General features: G+C 71.9%; 19 protein-coding genes. 7 read left to right on the top strand and 12 right to left on the bottom strand.

Annotation, left to right across the window (positions count from 1 at the left end; all coding sequences use genetic code 11):
- Positions 1–22: 22 nt before the first annotated feature.
- On the bottom strand, positions 23–910 hold the full coding sequence (locus tag BN3794_RS08115) for a LysR family transcriptional regulator (RefSeq protein WP_066095842.1): 888 nt from the start codon (positions 908–910) through the stop codon (positions 23–25).
- 76 nt (positions 911–986) lie between these two features.
- On the opposite strand from BN3794_RS08115, the gene BN3794_RS08110 reads away from it, so the two are divergent.
- Complete coding sequence (locus BN3794_RS08110) at positions 987–1,736, top strand: sulfite exporter TauE/SafE family protein (RefSeq protein ID WP_066095839.1); 750 nt, start codon at positions 987–989, stop codon at positions 1,734–1,736.
- Between the two features lie 25 nt (positions 1,737–1,761).
- Here the strand turns inward: BN3794_RS08110 and BN3794_RS08105 are convergent, their stop codons facing one another.
- Together BN3794_RS08105 and BN3794_RS08100 are read right to left on the bottom strand one after the other, a co-directional pair.
- Positions 1,762–2,121 carry a glycine zipper 2TM domain-containing protein gene (locus BN3794_RS08105; protein WP_066095836.1) on the bottom strand — a complete coding sequence of 120 codons (360 nt, stop codon included), beginning with the start codon at positions 2,119–2,121 and terminating at the stop codon, positions 1,762–1,764.
- Between the two features lie 89 nt (positions 2,122–2,210).
- A complete protein-coding gene (locus tag BN3794_RS08100) occupies positions 2,211–4,346 on the bottom strand; it encodes a TonB-dependent receptor family protein (protein WP_425476702.1) in 2,136 nt (711 codons plus the stop codon).
- Positions 4,347–4,647: 301 nt separating this feature from the next.
- Here BN3794_RS08100 and BN3794_RS08095 point away from each other — a divergent pair, with 301 nt between their 5' ends.
- Together BN3794_RS08095 and BN3794_RS16370 are read left to right on the top strand one after the other, a co-directional pair.
- Entirely contained in the window at positions 4,648–7,116 is a 2,469-nt protein-coding gene (locus BN3794_RS08095) for a S9 family peptidase (RefSeq protein WP_066095833.1), read from the top strand.
- Between the two features lie 194 nt (positions 7,117–7,310).
- A complete protein-coding gene (locus tag BN3794_RS16370) occupies positions 7,311–8,120 on the top strand; it encodes a hypothetical protein (protein ID WP_147675706.1) in 810 nt (269 codons plus the stop codon).
- Here BN3794_RS16370 and BN3794_RS08085 read toward each other — a convergent pair.
- Positions 8,111–9,067: an IS30 family transposase gene (locus tag BN3794_RS08085; protein ID WP_066093824.1), complete on the bottom strand. Its 957-nt coding sequence runs from the start codon at positions 9,065–9,067 to the stop codon at positions 8,111–8,113. The genes BN3794_RS16370 and BN3794_RS08085 overlap by 10 nt on opposite strands.
- Positions 9,068–9,426: 359 nt before the next feature.
- On the opposite strand from BN3794_RS08085, the gene BN3794_RS08080 reads away from it, so the two are divergent.
- On the top strand, positions 9,427–11,154 hold the full coding sequence (locus tag BN3794_RS08080; protein WP_066095827.1) for a M1 family metallopeptidase: 1,728 nt from the start codon (positions 9,427–9,429) through the stop codon (positions 11,152–11,154).
- A gap of 359 nt (positions 11,155–11,513) precedes the next feature.
- On the opposite strand, the gene BN3794_RS08075 is transcribed toward BN3794_RS08080, so the two are convergent.
- From BN3794_RS08075 to hutI, 5 genes are all read right to left on the bottom strand, one after another.
- Complete coding sequence (locus tag BN3794_RS08075; protein ID WP_078059650.1) at positions 11,514–12,845, bottom strand: retropepsin-like aspartic protease; 1,332 nt, start codon at positions 12,843–12,845, stop codon at positions 11,514–11,516.
- 846 nt (positions 12,846–13,691) lie between these two features.
- A complete protein-coding gene (hutU, locus tag BN3794_RS08070; RefSeq protein WP_066095822.1) occupies positions 13,692–15,359 on the bottom strand; it encodes a urocanate hydratase in 1,668 nt (555 codons plus the stop codon).
- Positions 15,360–15,456: 97 nt separating this feature from the next.
- Positions 15,457–16,314 carry an N-formylglutamate deformylase gene (gene hutG, locus BN3794_RS08065; RefSeq protein WP_066095820.1) on the bottom strand — a complete coding sequence of 286 codons (858 nt, stop codon included), beginning with the start codon at positions 16,312–16,314 and terminating at the stop codon, positions 15,457–15,459.
- A gap of 139 nt (positions 16,315–16,453) precedes the next feature.
- On the bottom strand, positions 16,454–18,040 hold the full coding sequence (gene hutH, locus BN3794_RS08060; protein ID WP_066095817.1) for a histidine ammonia-lyase: 1,587 nt from the start codon (positions 18,038–18,040) through the stop codon (positions 16,454–16,456).
- Positions 18,037–19,248, bottom strand: a complete 1,212-nt coding sequence (gene hutI, locus BN3794_RS08055; RefSeq protein WP_066095815.1) for an imidazolonepropionase — start codon at positions 19,246–19,248, stop codon at positions 18,037–18,039. Before hutI ends, hutH begins: the two co-directional genes overlap by 4 nt.
- Positions 19,249–19,320: 72 nt before the next feature.
- Between hutI and BN3794_RS08050 the strand changes: the two genes are divergently transcribed.
- Together BN3794_RS08050 and hutC are read left to right on the top strand one after the other, a co-directional pair.
- Positions 19,321–20,691, top strand: a complete 1,371-nt coding sequence (locus BN3794_RS08050) for a formimidoylglutamate deiminase (protein ID WP_066095812.1) — start codon at positions 19,321–19,323, stop codon at positions 20,689–20,691.
- Between the two features lie 40 nt (positions 20,692–20,731).
- A complete protein-coding gene (gene hutC, locus BN3794_RS08045) occupies positions 20,732–21,463 on the top strand; it encodes a histidine utilization transcriptional repressor HutC (protein WP_066095810.1) in 732 nt (243 codons plus the stop codon).
- Between the two features lie 38 nt (positions 21,464–21,501).
- Here hutC and BN3794_RS08040 read toward each other — a convergent pair whose 3' ends face one another.
- The 3 genes from BN3794_RS08040 to BN3794_RS08030 form a co-directional block, all read right to left on the bottom strand.
- Positions 21,502–22,458 (bottom strand): restriction endonuclease, encoded by a 957-nt coding sequence (locus BN3794_RS08040; protein WP_066095808.1) that lies wholly within the window; start codon positions 22,456–22,458, stop codon positions 21,502–21,504.
- Between the two features lie 212 nt (positions 22,459–22,670).
- A complete protein-coding gene (locus BN3794_RS08035; RefSeq protein WP_066095805.1) occupies positions 22,671–23,204 on the bottom strand; it encodes a phasin family protein in 534 nt (177 codons plus the stop codon).
- Positions 23,205–23,301: 97 nt separating this feature from the next.
- A complete protein-coding gene (locus BN3794_RS08030; RefSeq protein WP_066097164.1) occupies positions 23,302–23,577 on the bottom strand; it encodes a polyhydroxyalkanoic acid system family protein in 276 nt (91 codons plus the stop codon).
- Positions 23,578–23,706: 129 nt separating this feature from the next.
- Between BN3794_RS08030 and BN3794_RS08025 the strand changes: the two genes are divergently transcribed.
- Positions 23,707–24,513: an FHA domain-containing protein gene (locus tag BN3794_RS08025; protein ID WP_066095802.1), complete on the top strand. Its 807-nt coding sequence runs from the start codon at positions 23,707–23,709 to the stop codon at positions 24,511–24,513.
- Positions 24,514–24,532 lie beyond the last annotated feature (19 nt).

Genomic DNA, 24,532 nt, shown 5'->3' with positions numbered 1-24,532 from the left:
AGCAGGTACACCGGCACCGGATTCAGGCCGCCGCGCCGGCCAGGTAGTCCAGCAGCTCGCGTGCCGGCGGCGGCAGCGCGGCCCGGTCGCGGAAGCACAGCGACAGCCGGCGCGTGGCCCAGGCATCGTCCAGGGCCACGCGGCGCACGCCGGCGATGCGGATCCGGCGCAGCGCCGTGGCCGGCACGATGGCGATGCCGACCCCGGCGCCGACCATCCGCAGCATGCCCTCGAAGGTGCGCAGGCGGATGCGCACGTCGAGCCGGAACCCGGCCTGCGCGGCATGCTCGTCGATGTGGTCCTGCAGGGCGCTGCCGTCGCCGAGGCCGACGAAGGCCTCGCCGGCCAGCCCGGCGAACGCGGCCCGGCGCTGGGCCGCCAGGCGATGGCCGGCGGGCACCGCCAGGACCAGCCGGTCCAGCGCGAACGGGCGCAGGTGCAGCCCGCCGGCGTCGAGGGCGTCGGTGACGATGCCCAGGTCGGCCAGGCCGGCGGCGATCATCTTCACGGTCACGCTGGTGGTGCGCTCCTTCATCTCCACTTCCACGTCCGGGTGGGCGGCCAGCCAGGCCGCCAGCGGGACCGGCAGGTGCTCGGCGATGGCCACCGTGTTGGCGAGCAGGCGCACGCGCCCGCGCAGGCCGCGCACGAATTCGTCCAGTTCGCCGCGCAGCAGTTCGTCCTGGCGCAGCATCAGCCGGGCATGGTGGGCCAGGGCCTCGCCGGCGGCGGTGGCATGCACGCCGCGGGCGTGGCGCTCCAACAGGGCCAGGCCGGCGGCGTCCTCCATGCCGCGCAGGCGCTCGCTGGCGGCGGCCAGCGACAGGTGCGCGCGGGCCGCGCCGCCGGTGATGCTGCCGGCCTCGATCACGTGGACGAACAGGCGCAGGTCGGTCAGGTCGAGGTGCATGAGGTTTCGGCCGTGCCGAAGGGTAGGGGGCGATTGCCGCATTGTGCCGCCTCGGGCGCCGGAGTCGAATGCCGGCATGTCGATCGATCTGACTTCCCTGTGGCTGCCGTGCGTGGCGGTGTTCGTGCTGGCCGGCTTCGTCAAGGGCGCCACCGGCATGGGCCTGCCGACGGTGGTGATGGCGCTGCTGTCCGGGCTCATGCCACTGCCGCTGGCGGCGACCCTGCTGGTGCTGCCCTCGCTGGTCACCAACGCGCAGCAGATGCTCGACGGCCCGGCCATGCGCGTGCTGGTGCGCCGGCTGTGGCCGATGTTCGCGGCGATGGTGGCGGGCACGGTGGTCGCGGCGCCGTGGCTGGCCGGCTCCGGCCATGCGATCTCGCCCGGCTGGCTCGGCATCGTGCTGATCGCCTACGCCCTGCAGGCGCTGCGCCCGGATCCGTGGCAGGTAGCGCCCGGGGCCGAGCGCTGGCTGTCGCCGCTGATGGGGGTCCTGGCCGGCGTGGCGGGGAGCGCCACCGGCGTGTTCCTGGTGCCTTCGGTGCCTTACCTGCAGGCCCTGGACCTGCAGCGCGAGGCGCTGGTGCAGGCCCTGGCGCTGACCTTCACCGTATCCACGCTGGCGCTGGCCGCGGTACTGGCCCGCCACCAGCTGCTGGATTTGCGGACCGGGGCATGGTCGCTGGCCATGGTCCTGCCGTCGCTGGCCGGGCTGGTCGCGGGCAACTGGCTGCGCGCGCGCATCGGGGCGAAGGCATTCCGGCGCGGGTTCCTGCTGTGCCTGGTGGCGCTGGGCGCGGAACTGGTGTGGCGGGCCTGGCACTGACGCGCCGGGCCCGCCCGGTCACTGCCTACTTGCGCTCGCAGCGGCGCTCGACCACGCGGTCGCCGTGGGTGTCCTGGTAGCGGCCCTGTGCGTAGCGGCCGGTGGCGCCGCCGGCGACCGCACCGCCGACCGTGGCCAGCTTGCGGCCATTGCCCTTGCCGATCTGGTTGCCGAGCAGACCCCCGACCACGGCACCGGCGGCGGTGCCGGCGATGCGGTTGGAATCCTTGCTGTTCTTGCGCACTTCGACGTTGTGGCAGACCACGCGGGTGCCATCGTTGAAGCGCCGGCCCTCGTCCTTGGGACCGTAGGTCTGGGCGGCCAGGGCCGGCACCGCGGCCAGCGCCAGCAGCAGCCCGCCGAGGGAGACGACGTTCGCTTTCATGGTTCACCTCGCTTGCGATGGAATGGCGCCATTGGGCGCGCGGGCATGGCAACCGGGGGTGAAACCGCGCCGCTGCCGTTCAGGATCGGTCAGCGGCGCTTCCAGGTGACGCCGGCATAGAGGCCGAAGCCTTCGCCGGGCGTGGACCGGGCCAGGTCCGCGCCGGCGTCGTCGTAGCCCGGCGTCACCGTCGCCACGTAGCGGCGCCCGCCGAGGTTGCGCAGCTGCAGCCAGCCCTGCCAGCGGCCATCGGGGGCGTCGTAGCCCAGGCTGGCGCCGAAGATCAGGTGGCCGGGGGCATGGACGCTGTTGGCGTAGTCCACTTCCATGCGCGAGGCGTACTCGGTATCCACGCCGGCATGGAAGCCGGAGGGATGGGCATAGCGCAGTTCGGCCTGGTAGTAGTGGCGCGGCAAGCCGGGCAGGCGGTTGCGGCCGAAGCGGGCGTCGCCGCGGTAGCGGTAGTCGCCGTAGGTGTAGGCCTGGCGCAGCGACAGGCTGCCGGCCTGACCCTGCCACAGGGGACTGTCCAGCCCGGCCTCGATGCCGCGGTGGAGGGTGGGGCTGGCATTGGATTCGGCGACGTAGGCATCCGCGCCGCTGCCCACCAGCACGCTCAGCAGCTCGTGCCGCACGTCGGCGCGGTAGGCGCTGAGCTGCCAACGGCCGAACGCGCCCTCGCCGCGCCCGCCGAGTTCCAGGGTAGTGGCGGTCTGGTTGTCCAGGCGCACCGCGGCGCTCTGGCGCCCGGCGGCGGGCCCGGCGTCGGCGCCGAAGTACTGGTCCGAGCCCCACAGCATCGACCACGGGTGCGGCGGTTCCACCGAGCGGCTCAGGTTGCCGAACAGCTGCGTGCGCGCCGTAGCCTGCCAGTCCAGGCCCAGCCGCGGTGCGTAGTCCCACTGGTACTGCGCGGTGCGCGCGGCGGTGGCCGGCCAGTACACCCAGGCCTTGCGCGTGCTGTAGACCAGCGCCAGCCCGGTCTGCAGGTGCAGGCCGGGGGCCAGGGCGAGGTCGTTGGCCAGGCGCAGCTGGCTGTTGGTGCCGCGGTGCACGTAGTCGCGGGTGCGGGTACCGGCCGGATAGCCGCCGAGATCGAAGCGCAGCGTCTCGCGCGCGTGGTTGCCGGGCAGGTCGTGGGTCACCTGCGCGGCGAGCGTGGTCAGGCTGTCGCGGCCCCACAGCACGTGGCGGTGGCGGTAGTCGAGCGTGGCGTTGACGTCGGCGTAGGCCAGGCGCTGCCGGTAGCTGCTTTCCTGCAGGTCCATAGGGTAGTCGTGGTAGGCCAGGCCGGCGACGAGGGTGGAGTCCTCGTCCAGGTGCAGCGTGGTCCTGTTGGCCAGCCAGGTGCTGCCCGGCTGCGGGCGGCGGGCGTCGATGGCCAGGAAGGCGGCGTTGGCCGCGCGCGGGTCGTCGCGGACCTGCGCCTGGGTGAGCCGGCCCGGCGTGAGGTGGAAGGTCTCGCGGTAGCGCAGGTAGAAGCGCGTCTCCAGCACCGGGGAGATTTGCCAGCCGACGGTGCCGGCCACGCCCTTGCCGTCGCCGGAGGCGTGGTGCTGGTAGCCGTCGTAGCGGGTGCCGGTCCAGGCCAGGTAGTAATCCAGGCCGCCGCGCGCGCCGCCGCTGGACGCGCCGTACTTGCGGTAGCCGCGGCTGCCGGCCTCGTAGTGCAGTTCCAGCGGCGCCGCGTCGCGGCCGTCGCGGGTGACGTAGTCGATGGCACCGCCCAGGGCGAGCGCGCCGCGGTCGAAACCGTTGGCGCCGCGCAGGATCTCCACCCGCTGTGCCCACAGCGGTTCGAGCAGTTCGTAGGGCGTGCCGCCCGGCTCGGTCAGCGGCAGCCCGTCGAGCAGCACGGTCACCCCGGACGCGTGCGCGCCGGGGGCGCGGTTGACGCCCGAGCCGCGCATCGACACCTTCACCCCCTCGTTGCCGGGGGATTGCGCGTACACGCCGGGCTGGATCGCCAGCGCGTCCTGGGTGCCGGCCAGGCGGCCCCCGGCCGGCGCGCGCAGGTCGACGAGGCCGGTGCCGCCCGGTACCCGTTCCAGGACGGCGCGGGCGCGCTCGGTCGCATCGGCGTGCGCGACCACGGTCACCCTGTCCAGCTGCACGGCGGCGGGGTCGTCCTGGGCGGCCAGTGCGGGCAGGGGCAGGGCAAGCAGTGCGGTGGCCAGCCCGGTGGACAGGCGGGCTGGAGCGGGAAACGGGACGGGCGAGGGCAACGGGGTCATCCGGGCAGGTGAGGGCAAGGACCGTCATGCCGCCGGGGCCGGCGATGCGAACGGGAGCGAGGGCAGGGGCGGCGTCGGCGTGCGGCCCGTCGTCGGGGCGACGGGCAATGCCACGCGTCTCGTGTAAACCTTGTTGTTGAAATAAATGTTAACGGATGCCGCCGGGCCCGTGAAGCCCGGGCCGGGTCCACCGCTCCCGCCGGCGCCGACCGCGCCCCTGACCAATGGCGCAGGCGCAGGCCCCGCCTCCGGTGGTAGCGTTCCGGCCACTCAACCGTCCAAGGGGACTCCGATGCTTCTGCACCGCCCTCCGGCGTTCGCGGCCGTGGCCGTGGCTGCCGCCCTGCTGGCCAGCACCGCGGCCCATGCCGAATACGCCACGCCGCCGCCGGCCCTGCTCAAGGTGCTCAAGGCACCGCCGCCGCCGACGCCCAGCGTCGACCCGACCGGCCAGCGCCTGCTGCTGGTCACCGCGCAGACCTACCCGTCGATCGAGCGCGTCGCCCGGCCGTACTACAAGCTCGCCGGCGTGCGCCTGGAGCCGGCCAACCGCAGCCGCCACGACACCCGCGCCGGCTACGGCATCCCCGCGTGCGTGGCCGACTTCACCGTGGTCGACATCGCCAGCGGCAAGGAAACCCGCGTGCCGCTGCCCGAGGATGCCTGCCCGGGTATGGCCTCGTGGTCGCCGGACGGCCGCCAGTTCGCCTTCCAGAACGTCACCGCCAGCTCGGTGGAGCTGTGGCTGGGCGATGCCGCCACCGGCCAGGCGCACAAGGTGCCCGGCGTGGCGCTCAACCCGATCTTCGACAGCGCCGTGCAATGGCTGGACGGCAGCCGGACCCTGCTGGTCAAGCGCGTGCCCGACGGCCTGGGCGCGCCCCCGGCCGAGGATGCGGCGGCGATCGGCCCGGACATCCAGCAGTCGCTGGGCGGCAAGGGCGAGAGCAGTACCTACGAGGCGCGCGACCTGCTACGCGGGCCGCTGGACGAGGCGCGCTTCGTCTACTACGGCACCTCGCAGCTGGCGGTGGTCGATGCCGCCAGCGGCAAGGTGCGCGACGTCGGCGCGCCGGCCATCTACGACGACGTGGACGGCGCCCCGGACGGCGTCCACGTGCTGGCCGAGGCGATCAAGCCGCCGTATTCGCACACCGTGACCTACCAGCGCTTTCCCCGCGACGTGGCGGTGCTGGACGTGTCCAGCGGCCGCTCGGTCACCGTCGCCAGCCTGCCGCTGGCCGACCGCGTGCCGGTGCACGGCGTGCCCGAAGGCCCGCGCGAGTTCGGCTGGCGCGCCACCGACCCGGCCACGCTGGTCTATGCCGAGGCGCTGGACAAGGGCGACTGGAACGTCGAGGTCCCGGCGCGCGACCGCGTGCTGATGCTCAAGGCGCCGTTCACCGGCAAGCCGACCGAGGTCACCCGCACCCGCCAGCGCTTCGTCGGCTACGTGTGGACCGAGCGGCCGGACGTCGCCTTCCTCTACGAGGAAGACGAGAACCGCCACTGGCAGACCACGCGCATCGTCGACGTGGACAAGCCCGGCGACGCCGGCCGCGTGCTGTGGGACATGTCCAGCGACGAGCTGTACAAGGATCCCGGCAGCTTCGTCTACAAGCGCCTGCCCAACGGCGCGGTGGTGGCCCGCCAGGAAGGCGGCCACCTGTTCCTGCGCGGGCAGGGCGCATCGAAGCAGGGCGACCGCCCGTTCCTGGACCGCCTGGACCTGGCCACGCTCAAGACCGAACGCCTGTTCCGCAGCGGCACCGACGACTACGACGTGTTCCTGGGCTTCACCGCCGAGCCGGGCAGATTCCTGACCTGGCACCAGTCGCTGGTCGATCCGCCCAACGCCTTCGTGCGCACCCTGGGCGCGCCGGCCGCCGATGCCGCCGAGGGCGAGGCCCGGTTCGCCAGCAGCGGCACCCAGCTCACCCGCGTGGCCGACCCGACGCCGGAGGTGCGCCAGATCAAGAAGCGCCTGGTGACCTACAAGCGCGCCGACGGCCTGGACCTGTCCTTCACCCTGTACACGCCGCCCGGCTACACCGAAGGCCAGCGCCTGCCGGCGATCCTGTACGCGTATCCGGCCGACTTCGCCAGCAGCGAGCAGGCCGGGCAGGTGTCCGGCAGCCAGAACACCTTCACCCGGCTGCCGTACTACCGGCTGATGCTGCTGGCCGGCTACGCCATCATCGACAACGCCAGCTTCCCGATCGTCGGCGATCCCAAGACCGCCTACGACACCTACCTGGAGCAGCTGGAGGCCGACGCCCAGGCCGCCGTGGACAAGGCGGTGGAACTGGGCGTGGTGGACCGCGACCGCATCGGCGTCACTGGCCACAGCCACGGCGCGCTGATGACCGCCAACCTGATCGCCCACACCGGCCTGTTCCGCGCCGGCGTGGCCACCAGCGGCTCGTACAACAAGACGCTGACCCCGTTCGGCTTCCAGAACGAGCGCCGCTCGGTATGGCAGGCCCGCGACGTGTACATCAAGGCCTCGCCGTTCTTCTACGCCGACAAGATCAAGCTGCCGCTGCTGCTGATCCATGGCGACGACGACGCCAACCCGGGCACCGAGCCGATCCAGTCGCTCAAGCTGTTCCAGGCCATCCGCGGCAACGGCGGCACCACCCGCCTGGTGATGCTGCCGCACGAGCCGCACTGGTACACCGCGCTGGAATCCAACGAGCAGGTGGTCAGCGAGATGCTGGCCTGGTTCGATACCTACGTGAAGAACGCGCCGGCGAAGTAGGCCATGTAGCATGCAGGGGAGAAGGCGTGGCCTGGAAGGCCACGCCTTCCATCCTTGAATTGCTTCCAGTCGTTGACAGCATCATCTAGTTGCGACGCAGGGTGTTCTCGTGAATGGGAAATGGCTGAATCCAAAGATATATCAAGGTCCCAGATCAATTTGCGCGAAATCCTGACTTGAAACGGAGTTTTCAGATGAGGCGCTATTGGGTGCCGATCACGATTTCTATCGTATTATTGGGGGCGTTGGCTGCATATTTTATTTCTCTCTTTTCGGGAGGCGGCGCGGGCTTGAGTCGGCACGTTCTCAGCAAGGACATGTCAGCTGTCAATGACTATTCTGGGGGCGATCGAGCTGGGCATGAGGCCAGGGAAAGCAGCAGAGCGAAATACTCAGTGGAGTCCAGCCATTCGGCCGCAATTTCCAATTCATTCGAGCCGCGGGAGTATGGCTATGCCTGGGATTCAAATAATCCAGGCATTGCGCGGAACGAGGAAGATGCAAAATGGCTGGAGGCGCATGGTTATCCTGGGCCGGATGTCGAAACATATCTAAAGGAAATGGCCCTGGGGCCTTTGAAGGACTTGGCCGACAGGGGGAATCCTGCCGCACAGGCAATCTATGCGTACAGGTTGGCGAAGCAGGATGCGCCCAAGTCCGAGGTCCAGGGGATCCTGCTGGAGAGTGCCGTTTCCGGCTCGGTATATGCGCTTAAGATGGCTGGCGACATATACTTCACCGTCGATGGATATCGCGACCTTGCCGTCGCAAAATCCTATTACGGGATGCAGGCAAGGGCCGGTGATCAGGCTGGTTTTGTTCAGGGCTATCTTGTGGGGGCGCAATTGACGAATGAGCAACGGTTGAGGGCGGAAATAATCGAGGAAGCGACGTGGAGGAATATTGATTCGACAGAAGACGCTTCATCCAGCATCAGGAGGGATGCCAGGCCTGGCTACATGCAATTCATGGAGGCTGCGCTTGGACGGCGAATTCAACTTTGATTCGCAACACAATTGCTGAATTCCTTGACGAAGACGTCGAGGGGCGTCTTGAATCCTAGTGTCTTGCGTGGTCGCGTGTTGAGCCGTTGCTCGACCCAGCGCAATTGTTCATCGGTGATGGCCGCGAAGTCCATGCCTCGTGGAAGGTACTGTCGGGTCAGTCCGTTGGCGTTCTCGTTGCTGCCACGCTGCCAGGCCGAGTACGGATCGGCGAAGTAGACATCTGCCTGCAGGGAGGCAGCGATGGTCTGGTGTTCGGCGAACTCCTTGCCGTTGTCGGCGGTCAGCGTATGCACGCCATCGCGTACGCGGCCCAACCTGCCGACGATGGCGCGCATCACGTTCTCGGCCGTGCGATCGACCGACTTGGCCAGCAGGTGGAGCCGGGAGCGTCGTTCGGTCATGGTCACCACAACCGTCTTGCCGCTCGAGGCGTGCATCGAGTCGATCTCCCAGTCGCCCAGGCGGGAGCGCTGTTCGACCACTGCAGGGCGTTCACGCCAACTGCGGCGGTGCCGAAGCTGGCCCCGGCCATCGCGCATCCCGCGCCTGCGGCGCTGGCGCCGACGGCGGCGCAAGGTCTTGAACAGGGTGCCCCCGCGCCGCTGTTCTGCGTAGATGTGCTGATAGATCCACTCGTGGCTCGCCAGTCCGGTGGCGCCTGCCACCTGCTCCGGGCTCCAGTCTTCGCGAAGGCACGCTTCGATCCGCGCGATGTGCTCCGGGCCGATGCGTTTGCGACGGCTGGCCTGTGAACGGCGATGGTCACTGATCCGCTGTGCCTGGGCAGGGTCGTAACACCGACCAGGGCTGTTGCGCCGCAACTCGCGGCTGATCGTGCTGGGCGCACGATCCAGAGCAAACGCGATCCCGCGAAGGGAACAGCCGGCTTCATGCAAGGCGTGGATGCGATATCGTTCGTGCTGGTTCAGGCGGCCATTGGCCATGGGCAACTCCACTTGGCGGTGAAGCTGCTCAGGTCAGGTCGCCTGGGCCTCTTCACAACCTCGGGTGTTGCGATCGAGAGTTGAATCCGCCGACCGAAAACCAACAAGGAAGGATGAAGGAATCCGGCTCATGTCGGGAGCGAGGCAGGTGGCATCGCCGAAACCGCCCGTCAGGACGCCGGGCCGATAGCGGCAGCTATCGGCCCTGACAGTCGTTTCCACTCGCAGGGCAGCCGCCGGCCTGTATTCGGGCATGAGACGGAGTGAGGCTGTCACTGACAACGACATGACCAACGAGCCATGCGTGGCGGCGGGCGTGCTGCGATGCTGGCAGGGTTTCCCCACTGGCTGTCGTCCGCATGTCCCGTCTGCCCGTTTCGCTGTTGCTTGCCGCCTCGCTGCTGGTGCCCGCCGTGGCCGGTGCCCGCCAACCCGATCTCACGCCGCTCACCCGCGACAGCGGCCGGCCGATGGCGCCGGAGCAGGCCGGCGTGGCGTTCGAGCATGCCGACCTGGCGTTCAAGGTGATCCCGCGCAAGCGCCGGATCGAGGGCGATGCCACGCTGACCTTCCGTGCCAAGGCGCCGCTGCAGGCGCTGGTGGTGGACCTGGACCGCAACTACGCGGTGAGCCGGGTCGAGGTGGACGGCCACGCGCTCGAACGCCAGGCCTGGAGCAACCCGGAGGGCCGCATGCGCGTGGCGTTGCCGGCGCCGCTGGCGGCCGGGCAGTCCGTGGCGCTGCGCATCGTCTATGCCGGCCAGCCGCACGTGGCGAAGAAGGCGCCTTGGGACGGCGGCTTCGTCTGGGCCACCGCGCCGAACGGCGAGCCCTGGGTGGCCTCGGCCGTGGAAGGCGAGGGCTGCGACCTGCTGTGGCCGTGCATCGACCACCCGATGGGCGAGCCGGCGCGGGTGGACGAGCGCATCACCGTGCCGGCACCGCTGGTGGCGCCGGGCAACGGCGTGCTGGTGGACATGCGCGAGCAGGACGGCTGGCGCACCTACCACTGGCGCGCGCGCCAGCCCGACACCTATGCGGTCACCCTCAACGTCGGCCCGTTCGAGGAATTGACCGGCGAATACCGCAGCCGCTACGGCAACACCGTCCCGCTGGCGTTCTGGTACCTCGAGGGCAACCGCGAGAAGGCGCAGAAGCTGTTCGCCGAATTCCCGAAGATGCTGGACTTCTTCGAGGGCGTGATCGGCCCGTACCCGTTCGGCGACGAGAAGATGGGCGTGGTCGAGACCCCGCACCTGGGCATGGAGCATCAGACCGTCAACGCCTACGGCAACGGCTACAGGCGCGACAAGTACGGCTACGACTGGCTGCTGCAGCACGAGTTCTCGCACGAATGGTTCGGCAACCAGGTCACCAATGCCGACTGGGACGACATGTGGCTGCACGAGGGCTTCGGCAGCTACATGCAGCCGCTCTACCTGCAGTATCTGCGCGGGGAGATGGACTACCGCGCCGCGCTGCTGGACCAGCGCGCCGGCGTGGTGAACAAGGTGCCGATCGTCAGCGGCCACACCATGACCGAGGAGGCCGTGTACAGCCACGACGCCGGCCCGGGCAACGACATCTACTACAAGGGCTCGTACATGCTGCACATGCTGCGCGGGCTGGTCGGCGATGCCGCCTTCTTCCGCAGCATCCGCGAGCTGGTCTACGGCACCGACACGCCGCGGCCGGGCCACTTCGCGCCGCGCTATGCCACCACGCAGGACTACATCGACATCGTCAACCGCGTCACCGGCCAGGACTACGGCTGGTTCTTCGACGTGTACCTGCGCCACGCCGCCTTGCCGCAGCTGCTGGCCGAACGCGACGCCACCGGCCTGGCGCTGCGCTGGCAGGTACCCGGCGACGGCCCGTTCCCGGTGCCGGTGGAGGTGCGCGTGGGCGGCAACGACGGCCGCGTGGTGACGGTGCCGATGACCGGTGGCCGCGGCCACGTGGAGCTGGCGGCGGATGCCCTGTACACGCTCGACCCGGACTCGAAGCTGCTGCGCGAGGAACCGCGCTTCGCCGAGGCGCGCGAGGATGCCGCGGCGCGGGCGAAGCAGCGCAAGGGCGGGCACTGAGGCCGGCCGTCGCTCTCGTCCGCGGCAAACCGCAGGTTCGAAGCCCGGAGCCGGGAACAACGAGGCCTGGCCGCGCGTCGCTGCGGATCGCCCCGCTCGGCAGGAACGCTCGTGGCGGCGAGGCCGGCACGCGCCTCGCCGCCATGTTCCGGAGCCGTCGCTACACGCCAGACGAAGCGCGGGCCGGGCTCGCTTCCCGCGGGCGCCCCCGCAGGCGGGGAACGCGCCGCCACTCCATCCCGGCCATCGACGCCAGGGCGGTCGGCGCTTCCCTGGATCCGGCCCGGGCATCTCCCGGCACCTGCCCGGTTGCCCGGCGGCCGGGCGAGCCGATGCGCACGGCCCGCCTGCGGATCACTTCAGGTTCGGATGCAGCGCGAAGCACTGCCGGCCGTTGCGGAAGTCCAGCACGAAGTCCATGTCGCGCAAGGCGCCGGCGCCGAGCAGTACCTGCCACGAGCCACTGGCATCGACGCGACGTAGACCGGGAAGTTCACGTCGAACGGCTGGCCGGAGATCACCAGGTTGACCTTGGCGGCACGGACGTTGGCGAAGGCATGGCCGCCGCCGATGTCGCGGGTGGCCAGATGGCCGCGACTGCGCAGTTGCACGTCGTCCACGATCGCCTGGCTGCCGGCCAGGTACATGCTCAGGCCGGTGTCCAGCAGCACGCTGCGGGGGCGGCCGTCGATCGGCAGTTCCGGCACCAGTCGCAGGTTGTTGCCGAACAGGTCGCTGGCCACGCGCATCGGCGAGTCGCAGGTCGGGGCCGTGTCGGAAGCGGCCGCGACGTAGAGCGCATCCCGGGTGAAGCGCAACGACCCCAGCGGGGTCATCAGGCTCAGCCCCAGGATCGCCATGTCCGGGGTCGCAATGACATTGACCGGCAGGTCGTGCAACACCAGCGGGCCGATGGCCAGCGTGTCCAGCACGCCCTCGCGGACCGGCACGTCGTTCGAGAGCACGCCGCCGGTGTGGTGTTGCCGGTCCTGCAGGCGAACGCCCAGGCGCTTGGCGAGTTCCTCGCTCAGGGTGAGGGAGCTGGCGCCGGTATCCAGCAGCAGGTCGAACGACCTGCCCGCGGCCTTGGCCTGCACCACGGGGCGCAGGATCTGGCCGTGGTCGGGCACGTAGGCGAGTTTCACCGGCTCGGCGGGCGGGACGATCCGGGGCCGGGGTACCTGCTCGCGCCCGCGCTGGTATGCGGACATGGCCTGCGCGCCCTTGCCGGCGCCGCCGCCGCGACCGGCGTAGCGCTGGGCCAGGGTCTTTTCCAGTTGCCAGGCCCGCTCGAACTGGCCGGCCAGGCGCAGGTTGCCGCTCTGGAACTGGCCGCAGCGCAGGGCCACGGCCGGTTGCAGCTCGGACAGCGTGTCCTGGCAGGCCTGCGCGGCGCGGTTGGCGGCGTCGAGGTTGAAGCGCACCCGCTCCAGCGCCATGACGGCCCAGATGTGGGTGATCGAGTCGTGGTTCTCGTCGTGGATGCGCTGCAGGGTCGCCTCGTCGGCTTCGCCCATCGCCTTCTCGATCGTCGCCAGGCTGCGGACCGTGGTGGCATCGGCCAACCGCGCAGGCGCGGCCGGCGTGGCTCCCGACGCTAGAGGCGAGCCGAGGCCGAGCATGCCGGCACCGGCCAGGGCCATCGCCATCGCCCACAATCCCTGCACCGGCCGCCGTCGCACACGCTGCATCGCGCTTTCTCCCGGGGAGTCGAGGCGGCAGCTTAATCACCGGGCCGCGCCGATGTATGTCGGCCGCCAGGGGCGCTCACCCGGCCGATGGCGCGCGCCGGTGCGGTTCCCGGGGAACGGCAAAGGCATGCCGACGGTGGTCGCTGGCCGTCGCAGGCGTGCGCCCGGTGTTTGCTGGGTCAGCGGGACCGGCCCGGCGGCGACCGGAGCGACGAGCGGCAGCAGGCGCCCGGTGTGTCGGCGAGGGCCCCGCAGCCAGGTTTCCCGCAGCGCCTGGAGCGCCGGGCGTGGAGGTGCTGTCGATCCTGCGGCACGCCCTGTCCGCACGGTACGCCTTGTCCGGGGCGGGAGAACGCGCAAGGCCGTGTCATCCGGGCCCGACGCTGCGCTCGTCGGCTGCCACCAGGCAACGTGCAGATGTCCGTCCACGGCGGTGTAGCGCCGCCGCGGACGGCGTGCGCGTACCGACCGGGGCGATCCATGCCGCGGTACCGCCTCCCGAGGCCGGCCGGCGTTTCGCCTGCGACGTGTGGTGCAGGACGCGCCCGGCAACCGCTCGGCCACCGTCGCCCGCTGCGGCCGGCCGAGCGCGGGCCGGTGCACGGTGCGCCCGAAGGCCGCGCAGGCCCGGCTGGCGCGCCATCGTGGCTTCCTGCAACGTGTGGTGCAGGATGCGCCCGGCAACCGCTCGGCCACCGTCGCCCACTGCGGCGGGCCGAGCGCGTGCCGGTGCACGATGCGCCCGAAGGCCGCGCAGGCCCGGCTGGCGCGCCATCGTGGCTTCCGGGACGCGTGCCCGCAGCGTGTTCCCCCGCCGGGAGGGAATGCCGGAAAACCGGGATCCGCTCAGCCGAGGATCCCGGGCAGGTCCAGCCCTTTCTCCCTGGCGCACTCGAGGGCGAGGGGATAGCCGGCATCGGCATGGCGCATCACCCCGGTGGCCGGGTCGTTCCACAGCACGCGTGCGATGCGCCTGTCGGCAGCCTCGCTGCCATCGCAGCAGATGACCAGGCCGGCGTGCTGGGAGAAGCCCATGCCGACGCCGCCGCCGTGGTGCAGCGACACCCAGGTGGCGCCGCCGGCGGTGCTGAGCAGGGCGTTGAGCAGCGGCCAGTCCGATACCGCGTCCGAGCCGTCGCGCATGGCCTCGGTCTCGCGGTTGGGCGAGGCCACGCTGCCCGAGTCCAGGTGGTCGCGGCCGATCACCACCGGCGCCTTCAGCTCGCCGTTGCGCACCATCTCGTTGAAGGCCAGGCCGAGGCGGTCGCGATCGCCCAGGCCGACCCAGCAGATGCGCGCCGGCAGGCCCTGGAAATGGATCTTCTCGCGCGCCATGTCCAGCCAGCGGTGCAGGTGCTTGTCCCCGGGCAGCAGTTCCTTGACCTTGGCATCGGTCCTGTAGATGTCCTCCGGGTCGCCGGACAGCGCCACCCAGCGGAACGGGCCGACGCCGCGGCAGAACAGCGGGCGGATGTAGGCCGGCACGAAGCCGGGGAAGTCGAAGGCGTTGTCCACCCCTTCCTCCAGCGCCATCTGCCGCAGGTTGTTGCCGTAGTCCACGGTCGGTACGCCGAGCGCGTGGAAGCCGAGCATGGCGCGCACGTGCACCGCCATCGACGCGCGGGCGGCGCGCTCGACCGCCTTGGGCTCGCCGGCGCGCTTTTGTTCCCACTGCTCCACGCTCCAGCCGATCGGCAGGTAGCCGTTGACCGGGTCGTGGGCGGAGGTCTGGTCGGTGAGCACGTCCGGGCGGATGCCGCGCGCCAGCAGCTCCGGCAGCACTTCGGCCACGTTGCCGAGCAGGCCCACCGACAGCGGCTTTCTGGCGGCGCAGGATTCGTCGATCAGGCGCAGCGCCTCGTCGAGGTCGTCGGTCCAGGTGTCCAGGTAGCCGGTGCGCAGGCGCATGTCGATGGACGACTTGCGGCATTCCACCGCCAGGCACGAGGCACCGGCCATCACCGCGGCCAGCGGCTGCGCGCCGCCCATGCCGCCCAGCCCCGCGGTGAACACCCACTTGCCGGACAGGTCGCCGCCGAAGTGCTGGCGGCCCATCTCCACGAAGGTCTCGTAGGTGCCCTGGACGATGCCCTGCGCGCCGATGTAGATCCAGCTGCCGGCGGTCATCTGCCCGTACATCGCCAGGCCCTTTCGGTCCAGCTCGTTGAAGTGGTCCCAGTTGGCCCAGCGCGGCACCAGGTTGGAGTTGGCGATCAGCACGCGCGGGGCGTCGGCGTGGGTACGGAACACGCCGACCGGCTTGCCGGACTGCACCAGCAGGGTCTGGTCGTCCTCCAGCCGCTTGAGCGTCTCCACGATGGTGTCGAAGGATTCCCAGTCGCGCGTGGCGCGGCCGATGCCGCCGTACACCACCAGTTCCTGCGGGCGCTCGGCCACGTCCGGGTCGAGGTTGTTCATCAGCATGCGCAGCGGCGCCTCGGTCAGCCAGCTCCGGGCATTGAGCGTGGTGCCGGTGGGGGCGTGGATGACGCGGTTCGGGTCCAGGCGGGTCATGCGGGGGTCCTCTCGGGATGGTCCGCACGCGCGGGTGCGGGGCGTTGCGAAGGCAAGGGCGTATCGGTGCCTCGGCGATCTGCGGGCCGGGCCCGGGTCATGCGGTTCGGCGCGGCGGCGGCGATGCGGCCGCCGCGTCGCGGGCGAAGTCGAGGCAGGCGCCGAGCACCTGCTGCAGCGTGGCGCGCAGCGCGGCGGCGCGCTCGGGGCGCCAGGGCGAGGGCCAGTTGCCCTCGTCCACCTGCGCGGGCTCGTCCATGTAGCCGCGGCACCCCAGCTCCATCTGGATCGCATGCACGCCCTGGGCAGGGTCGCCGTGGTGGCGGGTGATCCAGCCGCCCTTGAAGCGGCCGTCGCGCACGGTGGAACGGCCACTGTCGCGGCAGGTGCGTTCCACCGCCTCGGCCAGTGCCATGGCGCAGCTGGCGCCGGCGTTGGTGCCGATGTTGAACTGCGGCAGCTCGCCGTCGAACAGGTGCGGGATGCGCGAGCGGATCGAATGCGCGTCGTAGACCACGACGGCCGGGTGGCATGCGCGCAGGCGCGCGATCTCGCCGGCCAGCACGTCGTGGTACGGGGCGAACCAGGTGGCGCGGCGGTGCGCGATCTCGGCCGCGTCCGGTTCTTCGCCGGGCAGGTACAGCGGCTCGTCGTCGAAGGTGGCCAGCGGGCACAGGCCGGTGGTGTTCTGCCCCGGATAGAGCGAGGCCCCGCTGGGGTCGCGGTTGACGTCGATCACCGAGCGCGAGATCGCGGTGCGCAAGGTGGTCGCGCCCAGCTCGCGGGCGAAGTCGTAGAGCAGGTGCACCCACCAGTCGGCGTCGCGGCGCGCCAGCCAGGTGGAGGCGAAGCGGTGCTCCAGTCCCTCCGGCAGGTCGGTGCCGGTGTGCGGGAAGCTGACGATCAGCGGCGCGTCGCCGCGGTGGATTTCCAGCCAGTCGGGAAGGGGATTCATGCCGGTCTCCGCGATGTTTCCACCGTCGTCCCCGCGCCGGCGGGGACCCGGCGGGTTGCACGCGATCTGGACGCAAGGCACGGGGTTCCCGCCTGCGCGGGAGCGACGAAGTGCAGCATCCGGTACCTGAGGGAAGGCCTCATGCCCCGTCCTCCACGCCCGGCAAGCCGATCCCCGCGCCGTGCACCAGCGCGCCCGAGCGCACCAGCGCGGCGGCGGCCTGGATGTCCGGATGGAAGTAGCGGTCCTCGGCCAGCGCCGGCACCTGTGCGCGCAGCGTGGCGCGGGCGGCCTCCAGGGCCGTGCTGGAGCGCAGCGGCGCATGGAAGTCGCAGCCCTGCACCGCGGCCAGCAACTCGATGGCGACGACCTGCGCGGCATTCTCGGCCATCGCCGCCAGGCGGCGCGCACCGTGCGCGGCCATCGACACGTGGTCCTCCTGGTTGGCCGAGGTCGGGATCGAATCGACGCTGGCCGGGTAGGCGCGCTGCTTGTTCTCCGACACCAGCGCGGCGGCGGTGACCTGCGGGATCATGAAGCCGGAATTCAGCCCCGGCTTCGGGGTGAGGAAGGCCGGCAGCCCGGAAAGCGCCGGGTCTACCAGCATGGCGATGCGGCGTTCGCTGATCGAGCCGATCTCGCACACCGCCATGGCCAGCATGTCGGCGGCGAAGGCCACCGGCTCGGCGTGGAAGTTGCCGCCGCTCAGCGCCTCCTGCGTGTCGGCGAACACCAGCGGATTGTCGGACACGCCGTTGGCCTCGGTGGCCAGCGTGCGCGCGGCGGCGCGGATCACGTCCAGCGCCGCGCCCATCACCTGCGGCTGGCAACGCAGGCAGTACGGGTCCTGCACGCGCACGTCGCCCTCGCGGTGCGATTCGCGGATCGCCGAACCGGCCATCAGCATGCGCAGCGCATCGGCCACGACGATCTGCCCGGGCTGGCCGCGCAGTGCGTGGATGCGCGCGTCGAACGGCGTGTCCGAGCCCTTGGCCGCCTCGGTGGACAGCGCGCCGGCGACCAGCGCGGCGCGGAACACGTCCTCGATGGCGAACAGGCCGGCCAATGCATTGGCGGTGGAGAACTGGGTGCCGTTGAGCAGCGCCAGCCCTTCCTTGGCGCCCAGCTCGACCGGTGCCAGCCCGGCGCGCGCCAGCGCCGCGGCCGCCGGCAGGCGCTGGCCGCGATGGAACGCCTCGCCGATGCCGATCATCACGGTGGACAGGTGCGCCAGCGGGGCCAGGTCGCCGGAGGCGCCGACCGAGCCCTGCGCCGGCACCACCGGCACCACGTCGCGGGCGAGCATGGCCTCGAGCAGGTCCAGCGTGGCCGGGCGGATGCCCGAGGCGCCCTGGGCCAGGCTGGCGAGCTTGAGCGCCATCATCAGCCGCGTGGTCGCCGCCGGCAGCGGCTCGCCGACGCCGGCGGCGTGCGAGAGCACGATGTTGCGCTGGAGCGTGGCCAGGTCGTCGCGCTCGATGCGCACGCTGGCCAGCTTGCCGAAGCCGGTGTTGATGCCGTAGACCGGCGCGCCGCGGGCGACGATCGCCTCCACCGCGCGGGCGCTGCGTTCGACGTCGCCACGGGCGGCCGGATCGAGCGCGACCGGCGCGCCCTCGTGCACGGCGCGCCATTGCGCCAGGGTGACCGCGCCGGGGCGCAGCAGGACCGGGCCCGCGGACGCGGGCCTCGCGTGCGGGGAACGTGCGGACGGGCTTTCGTTCATGGGGTCTCCGCGGCGATGCCGCGATGGATGCGGGAATGCAGGGGGTTGAAGCCGATGCGGTAGACCAGGTCGGCGGGCGCGTCGATGTCCCAGATCGCCAGGTCGGCATCGAGACCGGCACGCAGCCGGCCGGTGCGGTCGCCGCGGCCGAGCGCGCGCGCGGCCTCGCGGGTGAAGCCGGCCAGGCATTCGGCCACGGTCAGGCGGAACAGGGTGGCGCCCATGTTCATCGCCAGCAGCGGGCTGGTCAGCGGCGAGGTGCCGGGGTTGCAGTCGGTGGCCAGGGCGATCGGCACGCCGGCGTCGCGCAGCGCCTGCACCGGCGGCACGCGGGTATCGCGGGTGAAGTAGAACGCGCCCGGCAGCAGCACGGCGACGGTGCCGGCGGCGGCCATTGCCGCGACGCCGGCGGCGTCCAGGTGCTCGATGTGGTCGGCCGACAGCGCGCCGAAGCCGGCGGCCAGCGCGGCGCCGTGCTGGTTGCTGAGCTGCTCGGCGTGGATCTTGACCTTCAGCCCGTGGCGCGTGGCCGCCTCGAACACCTGCCGTGCCTGCGCCGGCGAGAAGGCGATGTCCTCGCAGAACACGTCCACCGCCTCGGCCAGGCCCTCGGCGGCGATGGCCGGGATCATCCGCGTGCAGACCTCGTCGATGTAGTCCTGCGCCTGGCGCCCGTCGGGCACCGCGTGCGCGCCGAGGAAGGTCGGCACCACCGCCACCGCGCGCAGTTGGCCCAGCCGGCGCGCCACGCGCAGCTGCTTGAGCTCGCTGTCCAGGTCCAGGCCGTAGCCGGACTTGATCTCCACGGTGGTCACGCCCTCGGCCAGCAGCGCGTCGAGGCGGGGCAGGGACTGGGCAAGCAGCTCGTCCTCGGAAGCGGCGCGGGTGGCACGGACGGTGGCGACGATGCCGCCGCCGGCACGGGCGATGTCGGCGTAGCTGGCGCCGTCCAGGCGTTGCTCGAACTCGTTGGCGCGGTTGCCGGCATGGACCAGGTGGGTGTGGCAGTCGATCAGGCCGGGGGTGATCCAGCGGCCGCCGCAATCGATCTCGCGCCCGGCCTGCAGGTCGGGCGGCAGCCGCGTTGCCGGCCCGGCCCAGGCGATGCGGCCGTCGCGGCAGGCGAGGGCGCCGTCGCGCACGATGCCCATGCCGGCGTCGTCGAGCGTGGCCAGGTGGGCGTTGTGCCACAGGATGTCGCAGCGCATTGCGGGCGGTCCGGCGTGATTTGTATATACAATAATCACGAAATTCCTCCAGCGTCCAGCAGGTGTCGCGCCATGTCCCACGTCCATGCCCCGCAGCACCATTTCTGGCTCGAACGGGCGCTGCTGCCTGCCGGCTGGGCCGGCGGCGTGCGCCTGGGGGTGGCGGCCGGGCACATCGTCTCGCTTGCGGCCGGCGTCGCGCCCGAGCCGGGCGACGAGCGCCTGGGCACGGTGCTGCCCGGGCTGGGCAACCTGCACAGCCACGCCTTCCAGCGCGGCATGGCCGGGCTGGCCGAGGCCGGCAGCGCCGGCGGCGACAGCTTCTGGAGCTGGCGCGAGGTGATGTACCGGTTCCTGGACCGGCTCGGCCCGGAGCAGGTGGAGGCCATCGCCGCGATGGCGTACGTGGAGATGGTCGAGTCCGGCTTCACCCGGGTGGGCGAGTTCCATTACCTGCACCATGCCCCGGACGGCCGTCCCTACGACGACCCGGCCGAGCTGGCGGCCGCGATCGCCGCCGCCGCCCATGCCAGCGGCATCGGCCTGACCCTGCTGCCGGTGTTCTATGCCCACGCCGGTTTCGGCGGGCAGGCACCGGAGCCGGCGCAGCGGCGCTTCCTCCACGGCCTGGACGATTTCGCCGCGCTGCTCGGCCGGTGCGCGCGCCTGCTGCGGCCATTGCCGGGCGCGGTGCTGGGCGTGGCGCCGCACAGCCTGCGCGCGGTCGCCCCGGAGGAGCTGGCGGTGCTGCCGGGCCTGGTCGATGGCCCGGTGCACATCCACATCGCCGAGCAGATGCGCGAGGTCGAGGCCTGCCTGGCCTGGAGCGGCCAGCGACCGGTGCAGTGGCTGCTGGCGCACGCGCCGGTGGACGAGCGCTGGTGCCTGGTGCATGCCACCCACGTCGCCACCGGCGAGCTGGACGGCATCCGCGCGCGCGGCGCGGTCGTCGGCCTGTGCCCGATCACCGAGGCCAACCTCGGCGATGGCCTGTTCCCGATGCCGACCTTCGTCCACGGCGGCGGGCGCTTCGGCGTCGGCTCGGACTCCAACGTGCGCATCGACGCCAGCGGCGAGCTGCGCCTGCTCGAGTACGGCCAGCGCCTGCACCTGCACGGCCGCAACGTGCTGGCCCCGGCCGGCACCAGCACCGGAACCTTCCTCCACCGCGGCGCGGTGGCCGGGGCGGCGCAGGCGCTCGGCGTGCTGGCCGGCCTGCAGCCCGGCGCGCCGGCCGACCTGGTGGAACTGGCCGGCGACCATCCGGCCCTGGTGCAGCGCCGCGACGATGCCCTGCTGGACAGCTGGGTGTTCTGCGGCGGCACCGCGGCGATCCGCAACGTGTGGTGCGGCGGCCGCCGCCAGGTGGCCGACGGCCGCCACCTCGAGCGCGGGCGGGTCGCGGCGCGCTATGCGCGCGCCCTGGCGCATGTGCTGCAATGAGCCGATCGAACGCGCCGCGCCCGGCGCCAGGGATGGATCCGTGAACGACAGGACCGGCGTCACGCTGCACCAGCGCATCCGCGGCGACATCGAGGGGCGCATCCTCAGCGGCGAGTGGCCGCCGGGCCACCGCATCCCGTTCGAGCACGAGCTGATGGCGCAATACGGCTGCTCGCGCATGACCGTCAACAAGGTGCTCAGCCTGCTCGCCGACGCCGGCATGATCGAGCGTCGGCGCCGCGCCGGCTCGTTCGTCTCGCGCCCGCATCCGCACATCGAGCAGGTGGCGCTGGACATCCCCGACATCCCGCTCGAGGTGGCCGCGCGCGGCCATGCCTACGGCTTCCGCCTGGTCTCGCGCCGCCACCGCCGTCCGCATGCCGGCGATGCGGCCGAGCGAGAGTTCGCCGGCGACGGCACCCGGGTGCTGGCCCTGCGCAGCCTGCACCTGGCCGATGGCCGGCCGCTGGCGCTGGAGGACCGGGTGATCAATCCGCAGGCGGTGCCGGAGGCGCTGGCGATGGACTTCTCCGCGACCGCGCCCGGCAGCTGGCTGCTCGAGCACGTGCCGTGGACGCGGGCGGTGCACCGGATCAGCGCCATCGGCGTCGATGCCGGCCAGGCGGCCCTGCTCGAAGTGGCCGCCGGCACCCCGTGCCTGGTGATCGACCGCCAGACCTGGCGCGGCGAGCAGCCGGTCACGCGGGTGCGGCAGATCTTCCTCGGCGATGCCTACGACCTGGTGGCGCGGTTCACGCCCGGCAACCGCTGAGCCCGGCCGCGGCCCGGGGGGCGCTCACGACGGACCGCTCAGAACGTGCGGCACTGCCGCCAGCGCACCGGCTCGTCGTGGCCGGGACGCGGGTTGAGCTGCACCCGCGAGGTCCGCAGCGCCGGATAGCGTTCCAGCCGCGCGCACACCGTCTTCCAGGCGCTTTCGTCGTCGGCCTCGTCGCGGTCCACCGCCAGGGTCGAGCGCGTGGTCCAGACCCCGCGCACGATGCCGGGGGCGCCGAGCAGTGCCTTGGACACGGCGTGTTGCTGGGCGAGCAACGTGGCCGCGTCCGGTTCGGCGTCGCTGTCGCCGGCCTCGGCTCCTGCCTGTGCCGGTGTCGCCGCCGGGGCCGGGTGCGCGGCTGCCGGCGGCCGCGACGCGATCTGCACCGCGGCCGCCGGGCCGGTCGCGAAAGGCGTCAGTTGGGCCAGCAGCACGCCCAGCGCGATCGCGCCGAGCGCGGCCATGCCGATCTGGCGCACGGCGCGCAGGCGCGCGCGGGCGATGACCGCGGCACCGGACTGGTTGCGCAGCAGCGGGCGCACCATCGGCCACAGCCGCGGCCCATCGAGGATCTCGATGCCTTGGCGCAGCGCGCTCTCGCTGCCCTCGCGCTCGACCCGGCCCTCGGTCGCCAGGATGCCGCCTTGCACCCCGGCCAGGCGTACCGCCGAGGCCAGTTCGTCCACCGCGACCGCGCCGATGCGGTAGGCGCGGCCATGCTTGCAAAGCACCATGCGGCGCTGGCCGCTGCTGTCGTGCACGGTGAATTCGCTGCGCGGGGCACCCTCGGCGAGATCGTCGCGGACCAGTCCGCGCGAGGTCTGCAGGGCACGCGCGACCAGCGCGGCGAACTCGCGCCAGTGCATGGCCACCAGCAGGTCCAGGCCGGCCGCGGTCTCGTCGACGCGACGCCGTACCAGCCACAGGTAACACGACAACCCCGCCCACAGCAGCAGGGGAACCAGGACGACGATGAGCCAGTGCAGCATGGATGCGGGAGACGTCGGGAATCGGGTAAGGCACCGCGGCCGGGCAGTCTAGCCGGAGGCGGCGTTCCCGGACGCAACGCAGTGCGCAGAAAAAGGAGGACCCGCCAACCGGTGAGCCGAACGGGGAGGGGAGCGACGGCAAGAGCGGGCTGGCGGGTCCGTTCCCGATTGTGTGGCGGTCCATGCTGCTTTGCAACATGGATGCCGGGCGGTCAGCCCTCCGGCGGTGCCGCGGCCGGGGGCTCGTGCCGCTCGCCGTGCAGCGGTTCCACCGGATGCGGGCGCGGTGCGCGCGTACGCGGCTTCGGCGCGGGACGCGCGGCCAGGCCGTCGATGCGCCGCTCCAGCGCCTCCAGCTCCTCGCGGGTGGGGATGTCCAGGCGGCGCAGCAGCGCCTGCAGGCGCTCGTCGACCGCGCGCTCGACCCATTGCACGGTGGCCGAGGTGCGCTCGCGCGCCGCCGCGGTGCGGCTCTCGATCGTCTCCAGCAGGGCATCGGCGCGCTCGCCGGCGCGGTTCAGCGCCCGGTCCTGCACCTCGCGTCCCTCGCTGGCGAGCGATTCGAACAGGCGCGTGCCCTCGGACTGGGCCCGGCCCAGCGCGCCCAGCCCGGCCAGCCAGACCTGCTGCACCGAATCGGCCACCCCGCCGAGGGTGGACGAGACGGGGCCGGGGGCGCGCTTGCGCCGCTGCGAAGCCGCGCCGGACGCGGCGGTACGTCGGGTCGATTTCTTGGTCGTGGCCATGTCGATCCTCGTTGATGGACGGTCGGGCCGGCCGCAACCGGCCCGGATGCAGCATACGCCGGCCCCCGGCGCGGATCGCGTGAGCGCCGCGCCGGGTTCAGCCGAGCTTGTCGGCCAGCACGCGGCGGATCTCGTCCTCGACCAGGCCCTGGAAGGCGGCGAACAGGAAGCCGAGCTGCGCCTGCACCTTCACCTGCCCGGGCAGCACCGCGATGCGCCCTTCGACGCCGGGGCGCGCGAACTGCAGTTCATCGCCCTGCCAGTGCGATTCCACCCCGAAGCGCTCGCGCAGCTTGGCGGCGGCCTGGTCGATGGCCTGGCGGGCCTCGGCCTGGGTACGGGCATGGGGGTGGACGATCTCGATGCTGGACATGGCGGCCATCTGGCGGAAACCGCGCATTGTCCCCGCTGCGCGCGCCGGTACCAAGTCCGCCACGTCCATGGACGCGCGTGTTTTCCCTATGATGGCGCCACGTTCCCCGATCGCCCGCGCAAAGGATCCATGCACATCCATTTCAGCCAACGCCAGCAGCCGGACCTGGAACTGCAGCCGGGTGTCCACCGCGTCGTGCGCCATGCGTCCGGCACCGTGCGCGTGGAAGGCGAGGGCCAGGCGATGGCGCTGCTGCTGGCGCAGTACTGCCTGGACCGGCGTGGGCTGTGGCTGCAGGTGGCCACCGGCCAGCGCGGCGTCCACGTCAACGGCCGCCCGGTGCGCCGCATGGCGTTGCTGCGCCCGGGCGACGCGGTGCACGTGGACGGCGTGGAGATGGTGGTGCGCGAGGCGGTCGCCGTGCCCGACGCGGTGCCGCCGGCGGAGGCGGCGGGCAGCGATCCGCAGTGCCTGGCGCTGCTGCGCGGCATCGGCGGGCCGCACCACGGGCGCAGCTGGCGCCTGGACCGGCCGCTGATCGTCGGCAGCCTGCGCGAGGCCGACATCGTGGTGGAGGATCCGTCCTTCGCCGGGCGCCATGCGCGCGTGGAGATGCACGAGGGCCGGGCACTGCTGCGCGACCTGGGCTCGGCCGAGGGCAGCCTGGTCAACGGCAACCCGGTGCGCGACTGCTGGCTGGCGCCGGGCGACCAGGTCGTGTTCGACGGCGTGCAGCGCTTCGTCCTGGAGGTGCCGCTGGTGGCCGCGCGCCGCGACGCGCCCAGCGTGGCCGAGGCCGAACAGGCCCTGGCCGAGGCCGCGCCGGTGCCCGCGGCCCGGCCCGCCCCGACGGTGCGACGCTGGCCCTGGCTGCTGCTGGCCGCGCTGCTGCTGGCCGCCGGGATCAGCGCGCTGCTGTGGTTCGGCGCCCGCTGAGCCGGGGCACGTGCTGGTT

It is taken from the genome of Xanthomonas massiliensis, assembly GCF_900018785.1.
In the GTDB taxonomy this organism is placed as follows: domain Bacteria; phylum Pseudomonadota; class Gammaproteobacteria; order Xanthomonadales; family Xanthomonadaceae; genus Xanthomonas_B; species Xanthomonas_B massiliensis.
This window is presented reverse-complemented; position numbering and strand designations above follow the sequence as displayed.

Coding starts and splice junctions, on each gene's coding strand:
- BN3794_RS08025 (WP_066095802.1), top strand. CDS start 23,707: ATGCACATCCATTTCAGCCAACGCCAGCAGCCGGACCTGGAACTGCAG.
- BN3794_RS08035 (WP_066095805.1), bottom strand. CDS start 23,204: ATGGCCACGACCAAGAAATCGACCCGACGTACCGCCGCGTCCGGCGCG.
- hutU (WP_066095822.1), bottom strand. CDS start 15,359: ATGACCCGCCTGGACCCGAACCGCGTCATCCACGCCCCCACCGGCACC.
- hutG (WP_066095820.1), bottom strand. CDS start 16,314: ATGAATCCCCTTCCCGACTGGCTGGAAATCCACCGCGGCGACGCGCCG.
- BN3794_RS08040 (WP_066095808.1), bottom strand. CDS start 22,458: ATGCTGCACTGGCTCATCGTCGTCCTGGTTCCCCTGCTGCTGTGGGCG.
- BN3794_RS08080 (WP_066095827.1), top strand. CDS start 9,427: ATGTCCCGTCTGCCCGTTTCGCTGTTGCTTGCCGCCTCGCTGCTGGTG.
- BN3794_RS08105 (WP_066095836.1), bottom strand. CDS start 2,121: ATGAAAGCGAACGTCGTCTCCCTCGGCGGGCTGCTGCTGGCGCTGGCC.
- BN3794_RS08110 (WP_066095839.1), top strand. CDS start 987: ATGTCGATCGATCTGACTTCCCTGTGGCTGCCGTGCGTGGCGGTGTTC.
- BN3794_RS08085 (WP_066093824.1), bottom strand. CDS start 9,067: ATGGCCAATGGCCGCCTGAACCAGCACGAACGATATCGCATCCACGCC.
- BN3794_RS08030 (WP_066097164.1), bottom strand. CDS start 23,577: ATGTCCAGCATCGAGATCGTCCACCCCCATGCCCGTACCCAGGCCGAG.
- BN3794_RS08115 (WP_066095842.1), bottom strand. CDS start 910: ATGCACCTCGACCTGACCGACCTGCGCCTGTTCGTCCACGTGATCGAG.
- BN3794_RS08075 (WP_078059650.1), bottom strand. CDS start 12,845: ATGCAGCGTGTGCGACGGCGGCCGGTGCAGGGATTGTGGGCGATGGCG.
- BN3794_RS08050 (WP_066095812.1), top strand. CDS start 19,321: ATGTCCCACGTCCATGCCCCGCAGCACCATTTCTGGCTCGAACGGGCG.
- hutI (WP_066095815.1), bottom strand. CDS start 19,248: ATGCGCTGCGACATCCTGTGGCACAACGCCCACCTGGCCACGCTCGAC.
- hutH (WP_066095817.1), bottom strand. CDS start 18,040: ATGAACGAAAGCCCGTCCGCACGTTCCCCGCACGCGAGGCCCGCGTCC.
- BN3794_RS08095 (WP_066095833.1), top strand. CDS start 4,648: ATGCTTCTGCACCGCCCTCCGGCGTTCGCGGCCGTGGCCGTGGCTGCC.
- BN3794_RS16370 (WP_147675706.1), top strand. CDS start 7,311: ATGAGGCGCTATTGGGTGCCGATCACGATTTCTATCGTATTATTGGGG.